Genomic DNA, 22,716 nt, shown 5'->3' on the forward strand with positions numbered 1-22,716 from the left:
TGAGTCTAGTGGGACGCCCCCGGCCGCCTCCCGACGGTTCAGCTCTCGCGTGAGAGCTGCTTGGCGTCGACCAGGCCCTCGGTGCGCCGCCATTCCTGGTAGCCGGGGTCGTCGGCCATGAAGGCCTCCACTTCGGCGGTGGTGGCGGTCAGGCCGGGATCGTGGCGCAGGTAGGCGCGCGTCTCCCTGGCGACCAGTCCGGACAGGATCAGCAGGCCGATCAGGTTCGGCAGCGCCATCAGGCCGTTCATGACGTCGGAGAAGTTCCAGACGACCTTCAGCTCGGTGACGCAGCCGACGTAGACGATCAGGGAGAAGAAGATGCGGAAGGGCAGCACCGCGGCCCGGCCGAAGACCTTCTCGATGTTGCGTTCGCCGTAGTACGACCACCCCAGCAGGGTGGAGAAGGCGAACAGGGAGATGCCGATGGTGACGACCCAGTGGCCCCACGTGCCGGGCAGTCCGCGGGTGAACGCCTCGCTCGTCATCAGTGCCGCGGACATCTGCTCGGGCGTCCCGTCGGCGCCGAGGGTGGTGAACTTGTAGGCACCGGTGACGATGATGACCAGGCCGGTCATCGACACGACGATGATCGTGTCGATGAAGGTCTGCGTCATCGACACCAGACCCTGGCGCACCGGGTGCGAGGTCTGGGCGGCCGAGGCCGCGATGGCCGCCGAACCCATGCCGGACTCGTTGGAGAAGATGCCGCGCGCGACACCCATCTGCACGGCGACGATGATCACCGAACCGGCGAAGCCGCCAGCCGCGGCGGTGCCGGTGAAGGCGTCGGAGAAGATCGTCGCGAAGGCCGAGGGGAGGTCGGCGACGTTGGCGACCAGGATGAACAGTGCGGCGGCCACATAGAACACGATCATCACCGGCACCAGGCCCGCGGTGACGCGGCCGATCGACTTGATGCCGCCGACGAGCACGGCGAGTGCGATCACCGTCAGGAACAGACCCGTCGCCCAGGTCGGGATGGAGGTGCTCTCCTTGACGTTCATGGCGACCGAGTTGCCCTGCGTCATGTTGCCGATGCCGAAGCAGGCGAAGATCGTGAAGACGGTGAACATCCACGCCAGGACCTTGCCGAGCGGTCCGCGGATGCCTCGCTCCAGGTACTGCTGCGGGCCGCCGTTGCGCTCACCGGCCGCATCGGTGGTGCGGAAGCGGACGCCGAGGTAGGCCTCGGAGTACTTGGACGCCATGCCGACCAGGCCGGTCACCCACATCCAGAACAGCGAACCCGGGCCGCCGATGCCGATCGCGGTGGCGACGCCGACGATGTTGCCGGTGCCGACCGTGGCGGCCAGCGCCGTGGTCAGCGCCTGGAACTGGGAGATGTCCCCCTCGGCGTCGGCGTCCTTGCGCTTGAGCAGCCCCAGCCGCAGCGCCGCGGCCAACCGCACGAACTGAATGCCGCCCAACCGGATCGTCAGGTACAGGCCGGTGCCGAGGAGCAGCGGGATCAGGAGCCACGGCCCCCAGATGATGCTGCCCAGCGAGGCCAGGAACTCCTCGATCCGTGAGACGGCCGAGGCGGATTCGGCGATGACCATGCGGCGTGCACCTTTCGTCGGGCGTGTTGCGTAGCACAGCTTAGCGAGGGATGCCCATCACTCCTTGCGCAGGGCCGCCAAGAACATCGCGTCGGTGTCCTGCCGGTGCGGCCAGAGCTGAACGTGCGGACCGGGACCCAGCGACTCGGTGTCGAAGACCTCCCCGGCCACCAGCGGCCGGGCGTCGACCTGCGTGATGCCGTCCACCTCGGCGAGGACGGCGTCGACCACCTCGACGGTCTCGGCGAGGTGGGGCGAACACGTGGAGTAGACGACGGTTCCGCCGGGCCGGACCAGGCGCAGCGCCTCGGTGAGCAACTGCTTCTGCAGTGCGACCAGCGGCGGCACGTCCTCGGGCCGGCGCCGCCAGCGCGCCTCGGGGCGACGTCGCAGCGACCCCAGACCCGAGCAGGGCGCGTCGACGAGGATGCGGTCGAAGCCCGGCGCCAGGCCGGCGTCGCGACCGTCGGCGACGTGCACGGTGACCGGGAGGCCGCCGACGACCTTCTCGATCAGTTCGGCACGGTGCTCGGAGATCTCGACCGCGTCCAGATGCGCGCCCGCGACGTCGGCGAGCGAGCCGAGCAGCGCCGCCTTCCCGCCGGGACCCGCGCACAGGTCGAGCCAGCGGCCGCCGTCGTCGCCGACGTCGGCACGGCTCAGGGCGACCGCGACGAGCTGGCTGCCCTCGTCCTGCACGCCGGCGAAGCCTTCGCGGACGGCGTCGAGCGTTCCCGGGTCGCCTTCGGGCAGATACACGCAGTAGGGCGAGTATCGGCCTTCGTCGCCGCCGCTGATCAGGGCGAGCTCCTCGGCGGTGATCTGCCCCGGCCGGGCCACCAGGTGCACGATCGGCCGTTCGTCGTCGGCGGCCAGTGCCGCCTGCAGCTCGCCGGTCGAGCGGCCCAGCGCCTCGAAGAAGACCTCGCCGATCCACCGCGGATGCGCGTAGGTGAAGGCCAGGTTGCCGACGCGGTCGTCCATCATCGACGGCGCCAGCTCGTCGATCCACAGCTGTTCGTCGCGCTGGCTGATCTTGCGCAGCACCGCGTTGACGAATCCCGAAGGGCCCAGCCCGTTCTCGCTGCGAGCGATGTCGACCGACGTGGAGACGGCGGCGTGCGAGCCGATCCGGGTCCGCAGCAGCTGATAGGAGCCGAGCCGCAGCACGTCGAGCAGCTTGCCGTCGATCTCGGCCGCCGGCCGGCCCGCCGCCGCCGAGATCACCGCGTCGAGGAAGCCCGCCGACCGGGCGGTGCCGTAGGTCAGCTCGGTCGCGAGGGCGGCGTCGCGGCCGATGATCCTGCGTTCGCGCAGCAGCTTCGGCAGCAGCAGGTTGGCGTAGGCGTCGCGCTCGCGAACCGCGCGCAGCACGTCCCGGGCGGCGATGCGCGCCGGATCGAGCCCCTTATCCCGATACTTGCCGTCCCGATGCCTGCCGTCCTGATGCTTGCCGTCCTGATGCTTGCTCACGCGAACTGCTCCGTTCCGTCGAGTCGGCTGCCGCGCGCCCAGTCGGCGGCGTTCATCGACTTCTTGCCAGGGGCCTGCACCGTGCTCAACCGGACCGCACCCGAGGCGGTGCCGACGTAGACGGCCTTCTTCGTCGCAGCGAGAGCACCCGGCTGCAGGTCTGCGGGGACGTTCGGCTCCCCGTCCACCGGGCGCACCGGGCCGAGCTTGATGCGCGCGTCGTCGAGCATCGTCCATGCGCCGGGCGCCGGCGTGTGCGCGCGGACCGTGCGGTCGATGAGATGCGAGGGCAGCGTCCACCGGACGCGGGCGTCCTCGACCGTGATCTTGCCCGCGTGAGAGACCCCGTCGGCGTCCTGCGCGACGGGCGAGAGCTCCCCGGCCGCGATGCCGTCGACGACCGCGCGCACCAGGCCCGGGCCGGCGGCCGCCAGCCGGGTCAGCAGGTCGCCCGCGGTGTCGGTGTCCCGGATCCGTTCGGTGAGGGTGCCGTACACCGGTCCGGTGTCGAGTCCGGCTTCGAGCCCGAAGACGCTGGCGCCGCTGATCTCGTCGCCGGCGGCGATCGCGGCCTGCACCGGCGCCGCGCCCCGCCATGCGGGCAGGACGGAGAAGTGCAGGTTCACCCAGCCGTGCGGGAGCAGGTCGAGCACGCTCTGCGGGATCAGCCCGCCGTAGGCGACGACGACGCCCAGGTCGGGGTTCCACCGGGTCAGCGCCTCAGCGACCTCGGGATCGCCCATCCGGGCGGGGGTGATCACCTCGATGTCGTGGGCGTCGGCGAGGGTCCCCACCTCCGACCGGACGACCCGACGACCGCGCCCCGCGGTCGTGTCCGGTCGGGTGATGACGCCGACCACCTGGTGGTCGGGCGAATCGAGCAGTTCCTGCAGGGTCGGCACTGCCACCTCGGGCGTACCTGCGAACACCAGCCTCATGTCAACCAATCGTAGGGGGATCGACTTGCACCCGGATGCCCGCGGTGTCGTCATGTCGGGCGTTGCGCAGCGCCTGGGCCGTGCGCAGCGCCTGCGCCAGGGCGCGACCGGAGGCGCGCGGGGTGCGCAGCAGCATCCGGTCCACCGGTCCGGACTCGTCCAGACCGGCCGGTCGGCGCACACCCTTCGGCAGCGGGACCGGCCCGAGGGCCTGCGCGTCGGCGGGGAGGTCGACCAGATCGAGGAAGGCGGCGACGGCCGCGGGCGGTCCGTCGACCGAGGCCATGGTGACCGCGGGCGGGAAGCCCAACTCGAGGCGCTGACGCAGTTCGGCCGAGGCGAACCCGATCGGATCCCAGCGGATCAGCGCCTGCACGGGGGCCTCCCCCGCGTCGGCGACGACGACGACCCGACCGCCGTCCTCACGGGTACGGACCAGGGTGGCCACCGCCATCCACGCCCGGACCGCCTCCTCGGCGGCCCGCAGGTCCTCCCGGTCCAGTTGCGCCCAGGTGTCGAGCAGCACGGCGGCACCGTAGCCGCCGGGAGCGCGGGGCGCCGCGCCGGGCGTGGCGATGACCACGCGCGCGCCGGACGGGATCTCGTCGACGATCTTCTCCCCCGCCGAGGTGATCACCGGCACGCCGCGGAAGGCGCGGCCGAGTTCTTCTGCGGTCCGCTTGTCGCCGACGGTGAGGGCGCGCACCGCGGTGCCCGCGCAGGTCGGACAGACGAAGCGGTTCTCCGGCCGGGCGCACCAGCGGCAGGCGAGGTCGCCGCGGTCGTCCATCTGCAGCGGTCCGTTGCACGCCCGGCAGCGGGCGTGCGTCCGGCACCGGGCGCACGAGACGGAGGGCAGGTAGCCGCGCCGCGGGACGCTGAACAGGACGGCCCGGTCCGCGTCCAGGGCGCGGCGGGCGGCGTCGAAGGCGATGCCGGGGATGCGCGAGGATCGCGCGAGCGGGTCGCCGGCGATCCGCCGGTCCTCGTCGGACAGGCCGTCGACGCGCGGCATGGCGGCACGGACGACGGCCCGCGGCGCGACGACGTCGGACGCCCAGCCCGATTCGACGAGCGCCTGCACCTCGGCGGTGCGGGAGTGCCCGCCGATGAGCAGCGCTGCCCCGGCGGCGTGTGCGCGCAGGACGGCCACCTCCCGCGGGTGCGGGTACGGCGAGCGGGGTTCGTCGAGGCTGTCGTCGCCGTCGTCGAAGACGACGATCAGGCCGATGTCGCGGACGGGCGCGAAGATCGCGCTGCGCGTGCCGATCACCACCGACGCGCGGCCACGCAGGACCGACAGCCAGCGCCGGTAGCGGGCGGTCGGGCCGAGGCCGGCGGCCAGGGTGACGCACCGCTCGCCCAGGAGCGGGGCGCACGCCGCCTCGAGTCGGTCGAGGTCGCGCTGGTCGGGGACGACGATCACCACGCCCCGCCCGGCGGCCGCCGCGCACGCGGCGAGTTCGGCGAGGCGCGCAGTCACGTCTTCGCCGGGCATCGCCTGCCAGCCGACGCGCGGATTCCCGCCGAGCATCGTCGCCTCGACGAACGCCGCCCCGCCGGTGTAGAGGTCCCAGGCGGTCTCGGCGGGCGCCGGCACGGGCGCCGGGACGTCGTGGCTGACGTCTTCCTTCTCCACCCGCGCATGACGCGGCGGGATCGCCGAGCGGAGGACGTCAGCCATGGTGCCTGCGTAGCGATCGGCGACGGCCCGGCTCAGCGCGGCGATCTCGGCGGTCAGGACGGGTTCGGGTGAGACGACGCGGTCGAGCCACGACAGTTTGCCGTGATGCTCGCTGCGCTCCACCCGTTCCAGCAGGTAGCCGTCGACCAGACGGCCCGAGAAGCGTACGCGCACACGCACTCCCGGCTGTGCGTCACCGTCGGTTCGGGCGTCCACCAGGTAGTCGAAGGCCCGGTCCAGGTGGGCCAGACCGAGCATCGGCAGCACGCGGGCGACGGGTCGGTGCGGTGCCGGAACCCGCTGATTGCGCGAGAGGTCAGCAGCATCGGTGGGCACCCCCAGAGACTAGTGCCTACCTGTTCGGGTGCTCACCATTACGCCATCTGGCCGATATCGCACATCACTCCAGTCTCATAAATTAACTTGTGTCACTCCAGTCTCAGATGTCCCAGTTTTGCCGCACAGCCGCCGAAGAAGAGTCCCCGATCAAAAGAAGACTCCTCGTTCAAATGAAGACACTCCCGTCGAAGAAGAGGTCGCCATGCCCCGCAAGCGTTCCGCAGCCGGGACCCCCGCCGTCATCTGTCTACTCGTCATCATCTCTCTGCTCTGCGCAGCACTCGTCGTCCCCGGCCCACCCGCCTCGGGCGCACCGGGGTGCGCCCCGGTGGCGATCGTTCCCATCCGCGGTTCGGGAGAGACCAAACTGCCCGACAAGAACTTCACCCCCGCCGTGTCCACCTCGGGATGGGAGGGACAGGTGCTCCGGCGCCTGCTCGACGCCTTCTACCGCAGCGCCCCAGATCTGGCCGATGTTCCGATCGTCGAGGTGAAGGGGCCGGCCTATCCGGCGATCGCGGTCGAGAGCCCCTCCGCCCTCCGCAGAGAGGCGATCAACGACTTCCTGCCGAACAGCCCGCTGTACCGGTCCGCGTCGAAGGGCACCGCGGCGGCCCTGCGCGCGATCGGGGACTTTCGACATCATGACTCCCGAGGCTGCAAGTCGACCAGGTTCGTGCTCGTCGGATACTCGCAGGGCGCGATGGTCGCTCGGGAGACCGCCGGCATCCTTCCCAGCCTCATCGACGCGGTTCTTCTCTACGGTGATCCGTGGCAGAAGCCGAATGCGCTCGGAGTGACCGGAGACGGTGGCGGCGGCACCGGAATCCTTCGAGCCCAGTACCCCGGCGCCCACCCCGACAAGTATTACGAGCGCACGGAGTTCAGTCATTTCTCACTGTGCCACCTACACGACATCGTCTGTGCCGTCGACGGGACCGGTTTCGTACGCGCTACCAAGGGCGACTTCGGTCCCCACACGAACTACTTCGCGAACACCGCGGAAGCCTCCACGGAGGCGGTCCGTCTCGCCCAGGCGGTCCGCAGGGCAGGTTCATCACCCGATGACACCCCGGCTCCCGCCGCCTCGCGCACCGACATCGCGATCGCCATCGACACGACCGGGTCGATGGGTCCTTACATCGCGAATGCTCGATCGAATGCCACCGCGATCGCCAATCGGATCCTGAGCACGCGCAACGGTTCCAAGGTGTCGCTCGTCGAGTATCGAGACCACGGTGACGCCTTCGTCGCGCGCACCGTCGTTCCCGCGACCTCCAATGCCACTGCGTTCCAGAACGGAGTCGACACGCTGAGCGCTTTCGGCGGCGGCGACTTCCCGGAGGCCGTCTACTCCGGCATCGTCGAGAGCCTCCGATCCTTCGATCCGACGCCGACCGGAAGACGATCGATCCTCGTCATCGGCGATGCACCGCCCCACGATCCCGAACCGGTCACCGGGTACACCGCCGACCAGATCGGCGAGTTCCTCGCAGGCAAGAAGCCGATCCCCGGGCGCGCGTCGGCGCGTACCGCGGTCAGGGCCACGGTCGCGGCAGACGCCTCGACGACGCCGATTCCGACATCGCTCTACACTCTCAGTGCCGACGCCTCGCTGACTCGTGGATTGAGCAAGCTCTCGACCGATTCGGGCGGCGAAGTCTTCGACATCTCTCAAGCGGACCGCGTCTCCGAGGCAATTCAGGCTGCCATCGACCACGCCGCCTCGGCACCGACGGCAGCCCTCGGGATCTCGACCCCGGCCTTCAGCGGGCACCCCGTCGCGCTCTCCGCGGCCGCCAGCACCGGAACCGGGCCGTTGACGTTCGAATTCGACGTCAACGGCGACGGCACGTTCTCCGCCCCTGCCCCGGGCACGACCTTCAGCTTCGTGCCGGAACGGTCGGGTCCGCGTGAGGTCAGGCTCCGGGTCACCGACTCGGAGGGTCGCACCGCCCAGACGGTCGTTCGCATCGACGTGCTCGCGCCGACCGCGGTACCGAACGTCAAGAAGACCGGAGCCGGCAACGGCAGTCTCGATTTCGGCAGCCTGGACCTGGGCCGCATCGGCAACGGCAGTCTCGGCACCGGCAGCTCCGGCAGCTGATCGCGCAGATGCCGAACGCCCCGCCCGCCGCGGAGAGTCTCCAGCGGCGGGCGGGGCGTTGCGTACGTTCGCTCGTCGAGCGGTTCGCCTACAGACCGGCGGCGGCGCGCAGGGCCTCGACGCGGTCGGTGCGCTCCCAGGGCAGGTCGACGTCGGTGCGGCCGAAGTGCCCGTAGGCGGCGGTCGGCGCGTAGATCGGCTGCAGCAGGTCGAGGTCGCGGATGATCGCCCCCGGCCGCAGGTCGAAGACCTCGGAGACGGCCTTCTGGATCAGCCCCGGGTCGACCTTCTCGGTGCCGAAGGTCTCCACGAACAGTCCGACCGGCGCGGCCTTGCCGATCGCATAGGCGACCTGGACCTCGATGCGGCTCGCCAGCCCGGCGGCGACGGCGTTCTTGGCGACCCAGCGCATCGCGTACGCGGCGCTGCGGTCGACCTTCGACGGATCCTTGCCCGAGAAGGCGCCTCCGCCGTGGCGAGCCATGCCGCCGTAGGTGTCGACGATGATCTTGCGGCCAGTCAGGCCGGCGTCGCCCATCGGGCCGCCGAGCACGAAGCTGCCGGTCGGGTTGACCAGCAGGCGCGGGTTCGAGGTGTCGAGCTTGACCGGCAGATCCAGCTCGGCGAAGACCGGCTCCAGCACGTGCTTGCGGATGTCGGGCGCGAGCATCGCGTCGATGTCGATCCCGGCGGCGTGCTGGGTCGACACGACAACGGTGTCGAGACGGACCGGGGTGTCCCCGGCGTACTCGATGGTGACCTGGGTCTTGCCGTCGGGGCGCAGGTACGGCAGCACGCCGTCCTTGCGGACCTGGGTCAGCCGGCGCGACAGCCGGTGCGCGAGCGCGATCGGCAGCGGCATCAGCTCGGGCGTCTCATCCGAGGCGTAACCGAACATCAGGCCCTGATCGCCCGCGCCCTGCTGGTCGATCTCGTCGGCGTGGGTGCCGGTGCGCTTCTCGTGCGAATCCGTCAGGCCCTGGTTGATCTCCGGCGACTGCGCACCGATGGCGATGTTGACACCGCACGAGGCGCCGTCGAAGCCCTTGGTCGACGAGTCGTAGCCGATCTCCAGGATCCGCTCGCGGACGATGGTGGGGATGTCGACGTACGCGGTGGTGTTGACCTCGCCCGCGACGTGCACCTGACCGGTGGTGACGAGAGTCTCCACGGCCACCTTCGCGTGAGGATCGGCGGCCAGCATCGCGTCGAGAATCGAGTCGCTGATCGCGTCACAGATCTTGTCGGGATGGCCCTCCGTGACGGATTCGCTCGTGAATAGACGGGACGCTGAGGCGCTCATCGGTTCCTCTCGGATAGTCATGTGTGTGAGTTACTTGCCGCCGCTGTCGGTGCGGGGCACCTGTCCATCTGGCACGAGCGAGGCCACTTCGTCAAGGATTCTGCTCGCCATCAATGTTTTTGAGCCGAAAGGCAGCCCGGTCTCGCGGCTGTCGGCGGACAGCACCCAGCCGGTGTTGTCGTCGGTGCCGAAGGCCTTCCCGCCGCCGACCGCGTTGACGACCAGCAGGTCGCAGCCCTTTCGGCGCAGCTTGGCCCGACCGTGATCCAGGACGCCGCCGTCGGCGTCGCCGGTCTCGGCGGCGAAACCGACGATGACCGTCGACGAGGCGATCGCACCCTCGGTGCGATCGCGGACCAGGCCGGCCAGAATGTCGGGGTTGGTGTCCAGGTGGATGGGCGCGGGGCCCTCATCGCCCTTCTTGATCTTCGCGTCGGCCACGGAGACCGGGCGGAAGTCGGCGACGGCCGCCGCCATGATCACCACGTCGGCGTCCTTGGCGCGCTCGGCCATCTCCGCCTGCATCTGCCGCGCGGAGTCGACGTCGATCACCTCGACCGCCGCGGGCTGGCCCGGATTCGACGTCGCGCCCGACACCAGCGTCACCTGCGCGCCGCGCTGGGCGGCGGCCCGCGCCAGCGCGTAGCCCTGCTTGCCGGAACTGTGGTTGCCCAGGTACCGAACGGGGTCGAGCGCCTCGCGAGTGCCGCCGGCGCTGATCACCATCCGCACGCCCGCCAGGTCGTAGGGCAGGGCGTCGGGGCGGTCGAGCAGCAGGTCGCCGAGCGCGGCGATCTCGGTGGGCTCGGGCATCCGACCGGCACCGCTGTCGGAGCCGGTGAGCCGGCCCGACGCCGGCGTCATGACGGTCACGCCCCGCTCCCGCAGGGTCGCGACGTTGGCGACGGTCGCCGGATGCTCCCACATCTCGGTGTGCATCGCGGGGACGAACAGCACCGGGCAGGAGACGGTCAGCAGCGACGCGGTGAGCAGATCGTCGGCGCGCCCGGCCACGGCGCGGGCCATCAGGTCCGCGGTGGCCGGCGCGACGATGACCAGATCCGCCTGCCTGCCGAGCGCGACGTGCGCGACCTCGTCGACGTCGTCGAAGACCTCGGTGCTGACCGGGTTTCCCGACAGCGCTTCGAACGTGGCGGCCCCCACGAAGTTGAGGGCGGCGCGGGTCGGCATCACGCGGACGTCGTGGCCCGCCTCGGTGTAGTGACGGATGACCGAGCACACCTTGTACGCCGCGATCCCGCCGCCCACCCCGATCAGGATGTGCGCTTTGGACACCGGCGCGGCCTACTCGCCTTCGGTGTGCTCGAGCAGATCCGAGTGGATCTCCCGCATCGCGATCGACAGCGGCTTCTCCTGGACGCCCGGCTCCACCAGCGGGCCCACGTACTCGAGGATGCCGTCGGCGAGCTGGTTGTAGTAGTCGTTGATCTGCCGGGCACGCTTGGCGGCGAAGATCACCAGTGCGTACTTCGACGACGCCCGCTCGAGCAGTTCGTCGATGGGCGGATTGGTGATACCCAGCGGGGTGTCGTAGACGGCCTCGTCCGCGGCCTCGGTCGAAACGGTCTCAGTCTGAGTGCTCACTCAATTCTCCTGCGAAGTCTGTGCCTGGGCCTTCTCAGTCGATGACGGCCCAACCAGCAAGTTTACCAACTGTTGGGCGGCGTCGTCGACATCGTCGTTCACCACGACGTGTTGAAACTCGCCCTGCGCGGCCATCTCGGTCCGCGCGGTCTCCAGTCGACGATCGATCGCCTCCTGGGATTCGGTCCCTCTCCCGGTCAGGCGCTCCACCAGGACGTCCCAGCTCGGCGGCGCCAGGAAGACGCTGATCGCCTCCGGCATGGCGTCTCGGATGTTGCGGAAGCCGACCAGGTCGACCTCCAGCAGCACCGGCGCGCCGCCCTCGAGCGCCTCGCGGACCGGGGCGGCCGGTGTGCCCGACCGCTGCAGTCCGCCGTGGATGTCGGCCCATTCGAGCAGCTCGTCCGCCTCGATCATCGCGTCGAAGCGCTCGCGGCCGACGAAGTGGTAGTCGCGCCCGTCGACCTCTCCCGGCCGCGGATCGCGCGTGGTGGCCGAGACGCTGAACCAGAGCCCGGGCACCAGTTCGCGCAGCTTCGCCACCACCGTCGACTTCCCGACGGCCGAGGGGCCGACCAGTACAACCAGTCGGCCCCTCGGTCGGGTCTGCTCCCGAGTCACGCTCAGGAGCTGAACTTCTCGAGCAGTGCCTTGCGCTGGCGGTCGCCGAGCCCGCGCACGCGACGCGTCGGTGCGATCTCCAGCTCGGTCATGATCTCCTGCGCCTTGACCTTGCCGACCTTCGGCAGCGCCTCGAGGAGAGCCGAAACCTTCATCTTGCCGAGGATCTCGTCGTTCTCGGCATCCGCCAGCACCTGCTGCAGGTTGGTGCCACCGCTCTTCAGGCGGTTCTTGAGCTCCGCACGCACTCGGCGAGCGGCGGCCGCCTTCTCGAGTGCTGCTGCGCGCTGCTCATCGGTCAACTGGGGAAGAGCCACGGTTCCTCCGTCTTTCGTTTCTACAGTTCGGTTTGTCCACGCGACGCTATACGAACATCTCGTGCGTTTTCCGCCTCGGGGAACGAGCCCCCTACGAGCGAATCTGATCCAGCCTAACGCTCAGTGCCCGGTCTTACGCAAGCGGACCAGCACAAACGGTACCCGGTCATGTCGCAAGCGCCGTCGAACAAGGTACCGTGCCCTCCATGTTGAGTGACCTTCGGACCCTCGCCCGCGTGTTGACCGACGACTTGGCGCCGTCCGCCGCGACCCAGAGCGTCCAGCTGTCGGACCGTCCGCACGCCCGTTTGGTCCGGTACGGATCGGCCGAGCAACTGCGGTCAGCACGCGAATCCGGCCAGGTCCCGGTCCTGCTGGTGCCGCCGCTGGCGGTGCCCGCGCACTGCTACGACCTGGCGCCGGGTGCGGCGCCCGCGAACTCCGTGGTGGAGTTCCTGCTGAGCACCGGGACCATCCCCTACGTCATCGATTTCGGCGGCGTGCGCTACGCCGACCGGCACCTGGGATTCGAGGACTACTTCGACGTGATCGTGCCGCGCGCGATCGCCGAGGTGGTCGACGACTTCCGCGCCGGACCCGACGCGGTCGACCTGATGGGATGGAGTCTGGGCGGCACGCTGTCGCTGCTGACCGCCGGCGCCCAGCGCGACCTGCCGATCCGGTCGGTGATCACCGTCGGCACGCCCTTGAACTACCAGAAGATCGAGCCGTACCCGCTGGTGCGAGCACTCCTGGCGCCCACGGGCGGGCGCCCGGTCACCTACCTGCTGCGCGCCCTGGGCGGGATTCCGTCGTTCGCGGTGCAGCTCGCTTATCGCGCCACCGCGTGGGACCGCGAACTGCGCAAGCCGCAGTACATCCTGCAGAATCTCAAAGACGTCGACGCGCTGGTCCGCATGCAGGTGATCGACCGGTTCCAGAACTCACTGCCCGGCTATCCGGGCCGGGTGAGCGAACAGATGCTGGTGAACTTGATCGTGCGCAACGAGATCGCGCACGGAGTGCTGGAGTTCGACTCGCAGACGGTCGACCTCACGTCGATCACCGCGCCGATCCTCATGGTCGGCTCCCATCGTGACGCGATCGTCAGCCATGCCGCCGCAGCGCACGGCACGACACTGTTCACCGAATCGGTGCACACCGAGTTCCACACGGTGGAGTCGAGCCACCTGGGCCTGCTGACCGGCGCCGACGCCGAGCAGCAGACCTGGCCGGCGATCGCGGCGTTCCGCGAGAACATCTCGCGGCTATAGCCCGCCGCGACCGCCGGGGCCGCTGCCCAGACAGACGCTGCTGCCCAGACAGGCTGTGCCAGGGCAGAACAGCTACCTCAGGGCCGCCTCGATCTCGTCGCGCGTGGCGACGACGGCGGCGGCCAGCGCCGCCGGATCCGGGCCGGCCCGCAGGATGCTCCGGCTGGCCGCGGGCAGCAGCCACGACAGGTCCGATCCGGCGAAGATGCGGGCCAGATCGGCCGCGGTGGCGCCCTGCGCCCCCAGGCCCGGCGACAGCACGGGGCCGGCCAGTGCGGACAGGTCGAGGCCGTGCTCGCGCGTCGCGCCGACCACCACCCCGACGGTTCCCGAACCGTCGGCGTTGACCGCCGCGGCGGCGTCCACGATCGACTGCGCGACCGTCCGCCCTCCGGCGTCGGCGGTCTGCAGTGCGCCGCCGTCGGGGTTGGAGGTCCGGGCGAGGGTGAAGATCCCGCGACCGGTCCGGCGGGCCTGGCCGACGGCGGGTTCGAGGGAGCCGAAGCCGAGGTACGGCGAGACGGTCACCGCATCCGAGCACAGCGGTGAGGCGTCGTCGAGCCAGGCGCCGGTATAGGCGGCCATCGTCGAACCGATGTCGCCGCGCTTGGCGTCGGACAGGACGAGGGCGCCGGCTTCACGGCAGCCGGCGATGGTCTCTTCGAGGATCGCGAAACCGGCCGAGCCGAAGACCTCGAAGAACGCCACCTGCGGCTTGATGACGGCCGCGGTCGGGCCGAGGCCTGCGACGCAGGCCTCGGCGAAGGCCCGCAGGCCCTCGATGCTGACCGGCAGGCCCCACTGCTCCAGGAGGGCGGCGTGCGGGTCGATGCCCGCGCACAGCCTGCCGCGCTCGGCCACCGCCGCCCGGTAGCGTGCCGCGAAACCGGGGTCGGTCACCGGGCGGCCCGCATCTCCGCCTGGCGACGCTGCAGCGACCGCACGCCCATCGTCGACGCCAGCGCGGCCTCGATGCCCTGCACGGCGGCGCCGGCACCCTGCACGGTGGTGATGAAGGGCACCGTCGCGGCGATCGCGGCGGCGCGGATCTCGTAGCCGTCCACGCGCGGTCCGGCGGTGCCGAACGGGGTGTTGATGATGAGGTCGACCCGGTGGTCGCGGATCGCGTCGATCACCGTCGGCTCGCCCTCCTTGGCCTCGAAGTACTTGCGCACCGACTCGACCTGGATGCCGTTGCGACGCAGCACCTCTGCGGTGCCGCCGGTGGCCAGGACGGTGAAGCCCAGGTCGGCGAGCCGCTTGATCGGGAAGATGATCGAGGCCTTGTCGCGGTCGGCGACCGAGACGAACACGGTGCCCGAGGTGGGCAGTGCTCCCCCGGCACCCTCCTGCGACTTGGCGAAGGCGCGACCGAAGTCGTCGTCCAGGCCCATCACCTCGCCGGTCGACTTCATCTCCGGGCTCAGCAGCGTGTCGACGCCGGTCCCGTCCTTGCGGCGGAACCGGTTGAACGGCAGGACGGCCTCCTTGACCGCGATCGGCGCGTGCTCGGGCACCGAGGCGCCGTCGCCCGCCGCGGGCAGGATGCCCTGCGTGCGCAGCTCGGCGATGCTCATGCCGAGCATCACGCGGGCGCAGGCCTTGGCCAGCGGCACCGCCGTGGCCTTGGAGACGAAGGGCACCGTACGGCTGGCGCGCGGGTTGGCCTCCAGCACGTAGAGGACGTCGTCGGCGAGCGCGTACTGCACGTTCATCAGCCCGCGCACCCCGAGGCCCTTGGCCAGCGCCGTGGTGGAGACGCGAACGCGTTCGATGACGTCGGCGCCGAGGGTGATCGGCGGCAGTGCACACGCCGAGTCGCCGGAGTGGATGCCCGCCTCCTCGATGTGCTCCATGATGCCGCCGATGAAGACCTCGTCACCGTCGCAGAGGGCGTCGACGTCGATCTCGACCGCGCCTTCCAGGAAGCGGTCGACCAGCACCGGGCGGTCGTCGGAGATCTCGGTGGCGTTGGCGATGTAGGTGGCCAGCGCGTCCTCGTCGTAGACGATCTGCATGCCGCGGCCGCCGAGGACGTACGACGGACGCACGAGCACCGGGTACCCGATGTCGGCGGCGATGTCGCGGGCGCCCTCGAAGGTGGTGGCGGTCCCGAACTTCGGGGCGGGCAGGTCGGCGGCCACCAGGACCTTGCCGAACTCGCCGCGGTCCTCGGCCAGGTCGATGGCCGACGGACTGGTGCCGACGATCGGCACCCCGGCGGCCTCCAGGCGTGCGGCCAGCCCCAGCGGGGTCTGTCCGCCGAGCTGGACGATGACGCCGGCGACGGTACCCGACTGCGACTCCGCGTGGTAGACCTCCATCACGTCCTCGAAGGTCAGCGGCTCGAAGTACAGGCGGTCGGCGGTGTCGTAGTCGGTGGAGACGGTCTCCGGGTTGCAGTTGACCATCACCGTCTCGTAACCGGCCTCCGAGAGGGTGAGGGCGGCGTGCACGCACGAGTAGTCGAACTCGATGCCCTGGCCGATGCGGTTGGGGCCCGAGCCCAGGATCAGCACCTTGGGGCGCTCGGTCTGCGGCGCGATCTCACTGACGGCGGCCGGATCGAGCTCGTAGCTGCTGTAGTGGTACGGCGTCTTGGCCTCGAACTCGGCGGCGCAGGTGTCGACCGTCTTGTACACCGGGTGCACGCCCAGACCGATGCGGTGCGCCCGGACGGCGTCCTCGTCGGCCAGCGCGGTGTCGCCGCCCGCGCTGCGCAGCGCGGCGATCTGCCGGTCCGACAGTCCGTTGCTCTTGGCCAGGCGCAGCAGGTCCTCGTCGAGGATCTGCGCATCGCGGACCTCGTGCCCGATCTGTGCGACGGCGGCCATCTCGGCCAGGAACCAGGGGTCGATGGCGGTGGCCTCGTAGACCTGCTCGATGGTGGCACCGGCCTCCAGCAGCAGCATGATCTGGTACATGCGGCCGTCGCGCGGGACCTTGACCTCCGCCAGCAGCGCGTCGATGTCGACGGTCGCCGGATCGGGGCGGTCGGCCTCGGTCCAGAAACCGGCGACCTTGGTCTCCAGCGACCGCATCACCTTGCCGAAGGCCTCGGCGTAGCTGCGGCCCAGGCTCATCGCCTCGCCGACCGACTTCATGGTCGTGGTGAGGGTGTCGTCGGCGCCGGGGAACTTCTCGAAGGCGAAGCGCGGGGCCTTGACCACCACGTAGTCGAGCGCGGGCTCGAAGCACGCGGGCGTCACCTTGGTGATGTCGTTCATGATCTCGTCGAGCGAGTAGCCGATGGCCAGCTTGGCGGCCATCTTGGCGATCGGGTAGCCGGTGGCCTTCGACGCCAGCGCCGACGACCGCGACACGCGCGGGTTCATCTCGATGACGACCATGCGGCCGTCCTTCGGGTCCTGCGCGAACTGGATGTTGCAGCCGCCGGTGTCGACGCCGACCTCGCGGATGATCGCGATCGACAGGTCGCGCATCACCTGGTATTCGCGGTCGGTGAGGGTCATCGCGGGGGCCACGGTGATCGAGTCACCGGTGTGCACGCCGACCGGATCGACGTTCTCGATGGAGCAGATGACGACGACGTTGTCCTTGTTGTCGCGCATCAGCTCCAGCTCGAACTCCTTCCAACCGAGGATGGACTCCTCGATCAGGACGTTCGCGGTCGGCGAGGCGGCCAGGCCGCCGCCGGCGATGCGTTCGAGGTCGTCCTCGTCGTAGGCCATGCCCGAGCCGAGCCCGCCCATGGTGAACGAGGGCCGCACGACGACCGGGTAGCCGAGCTCGGCGACCGTCGCGTGCACCTCCTCCATCGTGTGGCAGACCTTCGAGCGGGCGCTCTCGCCGCCGACCTTGGCGACGATGTCCTTGAACATCTGCCGGTCCTCACCGCGCTGGATGGCGTCGAAGTCGGCGCCGATCAGTTCGATGTCGTACTTGGCGAGGATGCCCTTCTCGTGCAGGCCGACGGCCGCGTTGAGCGCCGTCTGGCCGCCGAGGGTCGCCAGCACGGCGTCGATCGGATGGCCGCCCGCGGCCTCGGCCGCGATCACCTTCTCGATGTACTCGGGAGTGATCGGCTCGATGTAGGTGGCGTCGGCGAACTCCGGGTCGGTCATGATGGTGGCCGGGTTGGAGTTGACCAGCGAGACCCGCAGGCCCTCGGCCTTGAGGACGCGGCACGCCTGGGTGCCCGAGTAGTCGAATTCGCAGGCCTGGCCGATCACGATCGGGCCGGACCCGATCACCAGAACGTGGGAGAGGTCTGTACGACGAGGCATTAGGAGCGCGATCCTTCCATGACCGAAACGAACTTGTCGAAGAGGTTGGCGGCGTCGTGCGGGCCCGACGCGGCCTCCGGGTGGTACTGGACGGAGAAGGCCTTGCCCGAGAGCAGTTCCAAGCCTTCGACGACGCCGTCGTTGGCGCACACGTGCGAGACGCGGGCGCGGCCGAGGTCGGTGTCGAACTCTTCGCCCGCCTCGCCCTCGAGGGCGAAACCGTGGTTCTGGGCGGTGATCGCGACCCGGCCGGTCGCCACGTCGAGAACGGGGATGTTGATGCCGCGGTGACCGAACTTCAGCTTGTAGGTACTGCGTCCGAACGCCCGGCCGATGATCTGGTTGCCGAAGCAGATGCCGAAGGTCGGCAGGCCGGCGTCGATGACCTCACTGGTGAGGGCGACCGCCGCGTCGGCGGTGACCGGGTCGCCCGGCCCGTTGGACAGGAAGAAGCCGTCCGGGTTCAGCGCCTTGACGTCGGCGTAGGTGGCGCTGCTGGGCAGCACGTGCACCTCGATGCCGCGTGCGGCGAGCATGCGCGGGGTGTTGGCCTTGATGCCGAGGTCGAGGGCCGCGACCCGGAACTTCGGGGTGCCGCCCGCCGCCTCGACGATGTACGGTTCGGCGGTGCTGACCTCGGCGGCCAGATCGGCGCCGGCCATCGACGGCTGCGAGCGGACGGTCGCGACCATCTCGTCGACGTCGGCGAGCGCGTCACCGGAGAAGATCCCGGCGCGCATGGCGCCCGAGTCGCGCAGCACGCGGACCACCACGCGGGTGTCGATGCCCGCGATGCCGACCACCTGCTGGCCGATCATCTCGTCTTCCAAGGCCGAACCGGCGCGCCAGCTCGAGACCCGGCGGGTGGGGTTGCGGACCGCGTACCCGGCGACCCAGATCTTGCCCGGATCGTTGTGGTCGGTGAAGTCCGCCGACCACTGCTGATAGGGCCCGCTCGCGTCCGCTCCCGGCACCCACTTCACCGCCGAGCGCTTGCCGAGCAGGCTCTCGCTGTCCTCGGTGTTCCAGCCGGTGTTGCCGATCTGCGGGGCGGTCGCGATCAGGATCTGCCGGTGGTAGCTCGGGTCGGTCAACGTCTCCTGGTAGCCGGTCATGGCGGTGCAGAAGACCGCCTCGCCCAGGGTAGCGCCCGTGGCGCCGTACGCCTGACCGGTGAAGACCTGGCCGTTCTCCAGCACTAATACCGCTTTGCTCATCTCTTGTCCTTCTTCTCAGTGCCAGATTCTCGTTCGTCCGCGAGGTCGAGCTCGCGGTATGCCTTCTCGGTGATCTCGGCGTAGGCGGCCACCCACGCCGGGTACACGGTCTTGTCGTCGGCGCGCAGTCCCGAGTCGAGCTGCGTGCCGGTGGGCAGAGTCCATCGGATCACCAGGACGCCGTCGCGGCTCATCGCCTTGCCCGCGATGCCCCGTTCGGTGCGGACCGCGACGATCGACTCCTCGGGGATCCAGATGTCGGTGGCGCCGTGGCGGCTCAGCAGCAGTCCAGCCGGATAGGCCGTCAGCTCGGCGGTCGCGCGGTCGCCGTAGTCGCCCACCGCGATGCGGTTCTGCCAGCTCGGCGCCAGGGTGCTGCCCAGGTAGAGGCCGGTGTGCGGCCCGCGGACCGGCTCGCCGAGGTCGGCGGGCACCGCCGGGAACTCCCCGACCGCCTCCTCCTGGCGTCGGCCGCGGTTGCGCCAACCGCGCAGCACCATCGCGACCAGCGTCAGCCACACGATCAGCGCGACGACCGCGATGAGCGTGTAGTACACGAAGTTGTTCATGCCCAGTCCCCCGGGTTGGCGTCTCCCGTGCCCGCACCGCTGCCGGTCTCGTCGCGGCGGGCCGTGATCCGTCCGCGCAGCACGGTCGCGGTGACGACGCCGGGCAGCGTCATCTCCTCGAACGGCGTGTTCTCCGAGCGGCTCGCCAGATCGGCACCACGCACGGTCCACTCCGCGTCCGGGGCGATGATCGTCAGGTTGGCCGGTTCGCCGACGGCGATCGGCCGCCCCTGGTCGTCGAGTCCGACGATCCGGGCCGGGTTCTCGCTCATCACCCGGGCCACGCCGCGCCAGTCGAGCAGCCCCGGCCGCACCATCGTCTCGACGATGATCGACAGCGCGGTCTCCAGGCCGAGCATGCCCGGCCGGGCCTGCGAGAACTCGCAGCACTTCTCCTGGGAGGCGTGCGGCGCGTGGTCGGTGGCGACGCAGTCGATGACGCCCTCGGCCAGCGCGGTGCGCAGCGCCATCTTGTCGCTCTCCTCCCGCAGCGGCGGGTTGACGCGGTTGACGCCGTCGTAGGTCTCCAGCCGCGAGTCGTCGAGCAGCAGGTGGTGCGGCGTCACCTCGGCGGTGATGTCGATCCCCTGCCCGCGAGCCCAGCGGAGCAGTTCCACGGTCCCGGCGGTGGAGGCGTGTGCGATGTGCACGCGGGCGCCGGCGTCGCGCGCCAGCAGGGCGTCGCGGGCGACGATCGACTCCTCGGCGGCCCGCGGCCAGCCGGCCAGGCCGAGCCGCGCGGCGGTCGGACCGTCGTGGGCGACCGCGCCGACGGTGAGCCGTGGATCCTCCGAGTGCTGCGAGATCAGGACCCCGAGACCCTTCGAGTACTCCAGCGCCCGCTTCATGATGACCGGATCGTGCACGCACTTGCCGTCGTCGCTGAACAGCTTCACCTGCGCGGCACCCGCGGCCATCATGCCCATCTCGGCGAGCTGTTCGCCCTCCAGTCCCACGGTGACCGCACCGACCGGGTGGACGTCGACGAGGCCGACCTCGCGTCCCATCCGCCACACGTGGTCGGTGATGGCGGCGTTGTCGGCGACCGGCGCGGTGTTCGCCATCGCGAAGACCGCGGTGTAGCCGCCGCGGGCCGCGGCGCGGGACCCGGACTCGACGGTCTCGGTGTCCTCGCGACCTGGTTCGCGCAGGTGCGTGTGCAGGTCGACGAAGCCGGGCAGCAGCACGCCGCCGTCGCCGTCGACGATCACCGCGCCCTCGGGGGCCGTCAGGGCAGCACCGATCCCGGTGATCTCGCCGTCTGTGACAGCGACGTCGAGCGGGGGGCCGTCACCGTAGGGTCGGACATTCTTGATCAGGACCGAACCGGTGACGGGCACTACTGCTCTCCTCGATGATCGTCTGGGGTCAATTTCTGGGCCGCACCGTTCTCGGCGCCTGCGATCAGGCGGAACAGCACGGCCATCCGCACGTGCACACCGTTGCGGACCTGTTCGAGAACGGTGGTCTGGGGCGCATCGGCGACGTTGAAGCCGATCTCCATGCCGCGGAGCATCGGGCCGGGGTGGAGCAGGACCGCGTCGTCGCGGAGCAGCCGCCTGCGCGCGTCCGACAGTCCGTATCGCACCGCATATTCGCGCGTGCTCGGGAAGAAGCCGCCGCTCATCCGTTCGGCCTGCACGCGGAGCATCATCACCGCGTCGGCGGCGGGGAGCTCGGCGTCCAGGTCGGTCGCGACCCGGACCGGCCAGGTCTGCACCCCGGTCGGCAGCAGCGTCGGCGGGGCCACCAGCACCACTTCGGCACCGAGCGTGGTCAGCAGGTGGGCATTCGAGCGAGCGACGCGCGAGTGGAGGATGTCACCGACGATGAGGACGCGGCGCCCCTCGAGCCCGCCGAGCCGCTGTCGGATCGTGTACGCGTCCAGCAGGGCCTGGGTGGGGTGCTCGTGCATCCCGTCGCCGGCGTTGATGATCGACGGACCCGTGGTCGACAAGCCGAGCACGTCGCTGCCGTCGTTGGTCCAGCGCGCGACCTGTGCGGCTGCGCCGGAGGCGGGGTGACGCAGGATCAGGGCGTCGGCGCCCAGCGCGCGCAGGGTCTTGGCGGTGTCGCGCAGCGATTCGCCCTTGCTGACCGACGAACTGGAGGCGCTGATGTTGATCGCGTCGGCGCTCATCCATTTGGCCGCGACCTCGAAGGAGACCCGGGTGCGGGTGGAGTTCTCGTAGAAGACGGTCATCACGGTCCGGCCGCGCAGCGTCGGCAGCTTGCGGACCTCGCGGCCGGCGAGCGCCTGCTCGAAACGCTGGGCCTCGTCGAGAATGTCGATCGCGTCGTCGCGGGAGAGGTCGGCGGTCCCGAGCAGATGCTTCATCGCAGCACCACCTGATCGACATCGTCGTGTTCGGACAGGTGCACCTGCACGTCCTCGTCGCGCGAGGTCGGCACGTTCTTGCCGACGTAGTCGGCGCGCAGCGGCAGTTCGCGGTGCCCGCGGTCGACGAGGACCGCCAGCTGCACGGCCGCGGGACGGCCGAGGTCGCGCAGGGCGTCGAGGGCCGCGCGGACGGTCCGACCGGAGAACAGGACGTCGTCCACGAGGATCACCAGGGCGCCGTCGACCCCGCCCTCGGGGACCAGGGTCCGCTCCAGCGGGCGGTGCGGCTTGTCGCGCAGATCGTCGCGATACAGGGTGATGTCGAGGTACCCGGTGGGCACCGCGACGCCGGAGAACTCGGCGATCCGCTCGGCCAGCCGCATGGCCAGCGAGGTGCCGCGGGTGGGAATGCCGATGAGTACGACGCGCCGGGCGTCGGCCGCGTCGAGCGCGGTCTTCTCGATGATCTGGTGCGCCATTCGCGCCACGGTCCGCCCGACGTCCGAAGCGTCGAGCAACACCCGCTGCGGGCGTGCACCATCGACTGGCGAAGCCAAGTCGACCTCCTTCTCCGCCTCACTGGACGGATCGTTAAAGGAAAATCTCTTGTGAGCGCGGCGAACCGCTCTTCGCGGAAGAGTCTACTCCGCGGCCGCTGCGGCCCGGACCTGGGGGGCCAGTTCCCCGACCTTGCCCAGCACCCCGTTGACGAAGGCCGGGGAATCGTCGGTGGACAGTTCCTTGGCCAGCTGCACCGCCTCGTCGAGCACCACGTCGATATCGACGTCGGAGGCGTAGAGCAGCTCCCAGACGGCCAACCGCAGGATGGCGCGGTCGACCGCCGGGAGCCGGTGCAGCTTCCAGTTCTCCAGATGGGATTCGATCACCGCGTCGACCTGCGAGGCGTCGGCGGTGACGCCCTCCACCACGCGCACCGTGTACTCGTACATGGTGCCGACACTGTCGTCACGAGGGTAGATCTCGCGCCGTTCGGCGATCAGCTGGGTGGCCGGGACGTTCTTGGCCTCGGCCTCGAACAGCAGGTCCACCGCGCGCTTGCGTGCCTTGTGGCGGGTACCGGGTTTCTTCACGTGACTTGCAGTGCCTTATCTAGCGATG

At 70.2% G+C, this 22,716-nt stretch carries 19 protein-coding genes; 2 read left to right on the forward strand and 17 right to left on the reverse strand.

The genetic code is table 11. The annotated features are described in order from the left end of the window. Nucleotides 1-38: 38 nt before the first annotated feature. Genes AAFO60_RS00580 through AAFO60_RS00595 form a run of 4 tightly spaced genes read right to left on the reverse strand, consistent with a single transcriptional unit; the run spans nucleotide 39 to nucleotide 5,915 of the window. Nucleotides 39-1,562: an alanine/glycine:cation symporter family protein gene (locus AAFO60_RS00580; protein ID WP_347954217.1), complete on the reverse strand. Its 1,524-nt coding sequence runs from the start codon at nucleotides 1,560-1,562 to the stop codon at nucleotides 39-41. 57 nt (nucleotides 1,563-1,619) lie between these two features. Then, nucleotides 1,620-3,035 (reverse strand): RsmB/NOP family class I SAM-dependent RNA methyltransferase, encoded by a 1,416-nt coding sequence (locus AAFO60_RS00585; protein WP_432211681.1) that lies wholly within the window; start codon nucleotides 3,033-3,035, stop codon nucleotides 1,620-1,622. Beyond that, complete coding sequence (fmt, locus tag AAFO60_RS00590) at nucleotides 3,032-3,973, reverse strand: methionyl-tRNA formyltransferase (protein WP_347954218.1); 942 nt, start codon at nucleotides 3,971-3,973, stop codon at nucleotides 3,032-3,034. The genes AAFO60_RS00585 and fmt overlap by 4 nt, the downstream gene beginning before the upstream one ends. 1 nt (nucleotide 3,974) lies before the next feature. Then, complete coding sequence (locus AAFO60_RS00595) at nucleotides 3,975-5,915, reverse strand: primosomal protein N' (RefSeq protein ID WP_347954630.1); 1,941 nt, start codon at nucleotides 5,913-5,915, stop codon at nucleotides 3,975-3,977. A gap of 283 nt (nucleotides 5,916-6,198) precedes the next feature. On the opposite strand from AAFO60_RS00595, the gene AAFO60_RS00600 reads away from it, so the two are divergent. Further along, nucleotides 6,199-8,103: a cutinase family protein gene (locus tag AAFO60_RS00600; protein WP_347954219.1), complete on the forward strand. Its 1,905-nt coding sequence runs from the start codon at nucleotides 6,199-6,201 to the stop codon at nucleotides 8,101-8,103. Between the two features lie 88 nt (nucleotides 8,104-8,191). On the opposite strand, the gene metK is transcribed toward AAFO60_RS00600, so the two are convergent. Genes metK through mihF form a run of 5 tightly spaced genes read right to left on the reverse strand, consistent with a single transcriptional unit; the run spans nucleotide 8,192 to nucleotide 11,949 of the window. Further along, nucleotides 8,192-9,406, reverse strand: a complete 1,215-nt coding sequence (metK, locus tag AAFO60_RS00605; RefSeq protein WP_347954220.1) for a methionine adenosyltransferase — start codon at nucleotides 9,404-9,406, stop codon at nucleotides 8,192-8,194. A gap of 30 nt (nucleotides 9,407-9,436) precedes the next feature. Further along, the gene (gene coaBC, locus AAFO60_RS00610) at nucleotides 9,437-10,702 is read right to left on the reverse strand and encodes a bifunctional phosphopantothenoylcysteine decarboxylase/phosphopantothenate--cysteine ligase CoaBC (protein WP_347954221.1); all 1,266 of its coding nucleotides are present in this window, start codon (nucleotides 10,700-10,702) and stop codon (nucleotides 9,437-9,439) included. Nucleotides 10,703-10,711: 9 nt separating this feature from the next. Continuing rightward, complete coding sequence (gene rpoZ, locus AAFO60_RS00615; RefSeq protein WP_347954222.1) at nucleotides 10,712-11,011, reverse strand: DNA-directed RNA polymerase subunit omega; 300 nt, start codon at nucleotides 11,009-11,011, stop codon at nucleotides 10,712-10,714. Next, entirely contained in the window at nucleotides 11,012-11,632 is a 621-nt protein-coding gene (gene gmk / locus AAFO60_RS00620; RefSeq protein WP_347954223.1) for a guanylate kinase, read from the reverse strand. Nucleotides 11,633-11,634: 2 nt separating this feature from the next. Then, complete coding sequence (mihF, locus tag AAFO60_RS00625) at nucleotides 11,635-11,949, reverse strand: integration host factor, actinobacterial type (protein ID WP_006894812.1); 315 nt, start codon at nucleotides 11,947-11,949, stop codon at nucleotides 11,635-11,637. Nucleotides 11,950-12,155: 206 nt separating this feature from the next. Here mihF and AAFO60_RS00630 point away from each other — a divergent pair, with 206 nt between their 5' ends. Further along, nucleotides 12,156-13,223 carry an alpha/beta fold hydrolase gene (locus AAFO60_RS00630; RefSeq protein ID WP_347954224.1) on the forward strand — a complete coding sequence of 356 codons (1,068 nt, stop codon included), beginning with the start codon at nucleotides 12,156-12,158 and terminating at the stop codon, nucleotides 13,221-13,223. Nucleotides 13,224-13,295: 72 nt separating this feature from the next. Here the strand turns inward: AAFO60_RS00630 and pyrF are convergent, their stop codons facing one another. The 8 genes from pyrF to nusB form a co-directional block, all read right to left on the reverse strand. Next, nucleotides 13,296-14,123: an orotidine-5'-phosphate decarboxylase gene (gene pyrF / locus AAFO60_RS00635; protein WP_347954225.1), complete on the reverse strand. Its 828-nt coding sequence runs from the start codon at nucleotides 14,121-14,123 to the stop codon at nucleotides 13,296-13,298. Continuing rightward, on the reverse strand, nucleotides 14,120-17,470 hold the full coding sequence (gene carB / locus AAFO60_RS00640) for a carbamoyl-phosphate synthase large subunit (protein ID WP_347954226.1): 3,351 nt from the start codon (nucleotides 17,468-17,470) through the stop codon (nucleotides 14,120-14,122). Before carB ends, pyrF begins: the two co-directional genes overlap by 4 nt. Next, nucleotides 17,470-18,687, reverse strand: a complete 1,218-nt coding sequence (carA, locus tag AAFO60_RS00645) for a glutamine-hydrolyzing carbamoyl-phosphate synthase small subunit (RefSeq protein WP_347954227.1) — start codon at nucleotides 18,685-18,687, stop codon at nucleotides 17,470-17,472. Before carA ends, carB begins: the two co-directional genes overlap by 1 nt. Further along, nucleotides 18,684-19,256: a transporter gene (locus AAFO60_RS00650; RefSeq protein WP_347954228.1), complete on the reverse strand. Its 573-nt coding sequence runs from the start codon at nucleotides 19,254-19,256 to the stop codon at nucleotides 18,684-18,686. The genes carA and AAFO60_RS00650 overlap by 4 nt, the downstream gene beginning before the upstream one ends. Next, nucleotides 19,253-20,596: a dihydroorotase gene (locus AAFO60_RS00655; protein ID WP_347954229.1), complete on the reverse strand. Its 1,344-nt coding sequence runs from the start codon at nucleotides 20,594-20,596 to the stop codon at nucleotides 19,253-19,255. Before AAFO60_RS00655 ends, AAFO60_RS00650 begins: the two co-directional genes overlap by 4 nt. Then, nucleotides 20,596-21,594, reverse strand: coding sequence for an aspartate carbamoyltransferase catalytic subunit (locus tag AAFO60_RS00660; protein WP_347954230.1), 999 nt, complete (start codon nucleotides 21,592-21,594; stop codon nucleotides 20,596-20,598). The genes AAFO60_RS00655 and AAFO60_RS00660 overlap by 1 nt, the downstream gene beginning before the upstream one ends. Beyond that, complete coding sequence (gene pyrR, locus AAFO60_RS00665; RefSeq protein ID WP_347954231.1) at nucleotides 21,591-22,154, reverse strand: bifunctional pyr operon transcriptional regulator/uracil phosphoribosyltransferase PyrR; 564 nt, start codon at nucleotides 22,152-22,154, stop codon at nucleotides 21,591-21,593. Before pyrR ends, AAFO60_RS00660 begins: the two co-directional genes overlap by 4 nt. A gap of 84 nt (nucleotides 22,155-22,238) precedes the next feature. After that, nucleotides 22,239-22,688, reverse strand: a complete 450-nt coding sequence (gene nusB, locus AAFO60_RS00670; RefSeq protein ID WP_347954232.1) for a transcription antitermination factor NusB — start codon at nucleotides 22,686-22,688, stop codon at nucleotides 22,239-22,241. Nucleotides 22,689-22,716: the final 28 nt, after the last annotated feature.

It is taken from the genome of Gordonia aichiensis, from assembly GCF_039946255.1.
GTDB classification, from domain to species: Bacteria; Actinomycetota; Actinomycetes; order Mycobacteriales; family Mycobacteriaceae; genus Gordonia; species Gordonia aichiensis_A.

Coding starts and splice junctions, on each gene's coding strand:
- AAFO60_RS00580 (WP_347954217.1), bottom strand. CDS start 1,562: ATGGTCATCGCCGAATCCGCCTCGGCCGTCTCACGGATCGAGGAGTTC.
- fmt (WP_347954218.1), bottom strand. CDS start 3,973: ATGAGGCTGGTGTTCGCAGGTACGCCCGAGGTGGCAGTGCCGACCCTG.
- AAFO60_RS00595 (WP_347954630.1), bottom strand. CDS start 5,915: ATGCTCGGTCTGGCCCACCTGGACCGGGCCTTCGACTACCTGGTGGAC.
- AAFO60_RS00600 (WP_347954219.1), top strand. CDS start 6,199: ATGCCCCGCAAGCGTTCCGCAGCCGGGACCCCCGCCGTCATCTGTCTA.
- metK (WP_347954220.1), bottom strand. CDS start 9,406: ATGAGCGCCTCAGCGTCCCGTCTATTCACGAGCGAATCCGTCACGGAG.
- AAFO60_RS00630 (WP_347954224.1), top strand. CDS start 12,156: ATGTTGAGTGACCTTCGGACCCTCGCCCGCGTGTTGACCGACGACTTG.
- carB (WP_347954226.1), bottom strand. CDS start 17,470: ATGCCTCGTCGTACAGACCTCTCCCACGTTCTGGTGATCGGGTCCGGC.
- carA (WP_347954227.1), bottom strand. CDS start 18,687: ATGAGCAAAGCGGTATTAGTGCTGGAGAACGGCCAGGTCTTCACCGGT.
- AAFO60_RS00650 (WP_347954228.1), bottom strand. CDS start 19,256: ATGAACAACTTCGTGTACTACACGCTCATCGCGGTCGTCGCGCTGATC.
- AAFO60_RS00660 (WP_347954230.1), bottom strand. CDS start 21,594: ATGAAGCATCTGCTCGGGACCGCCGACCTCTCCCGCGACGACGCGATC.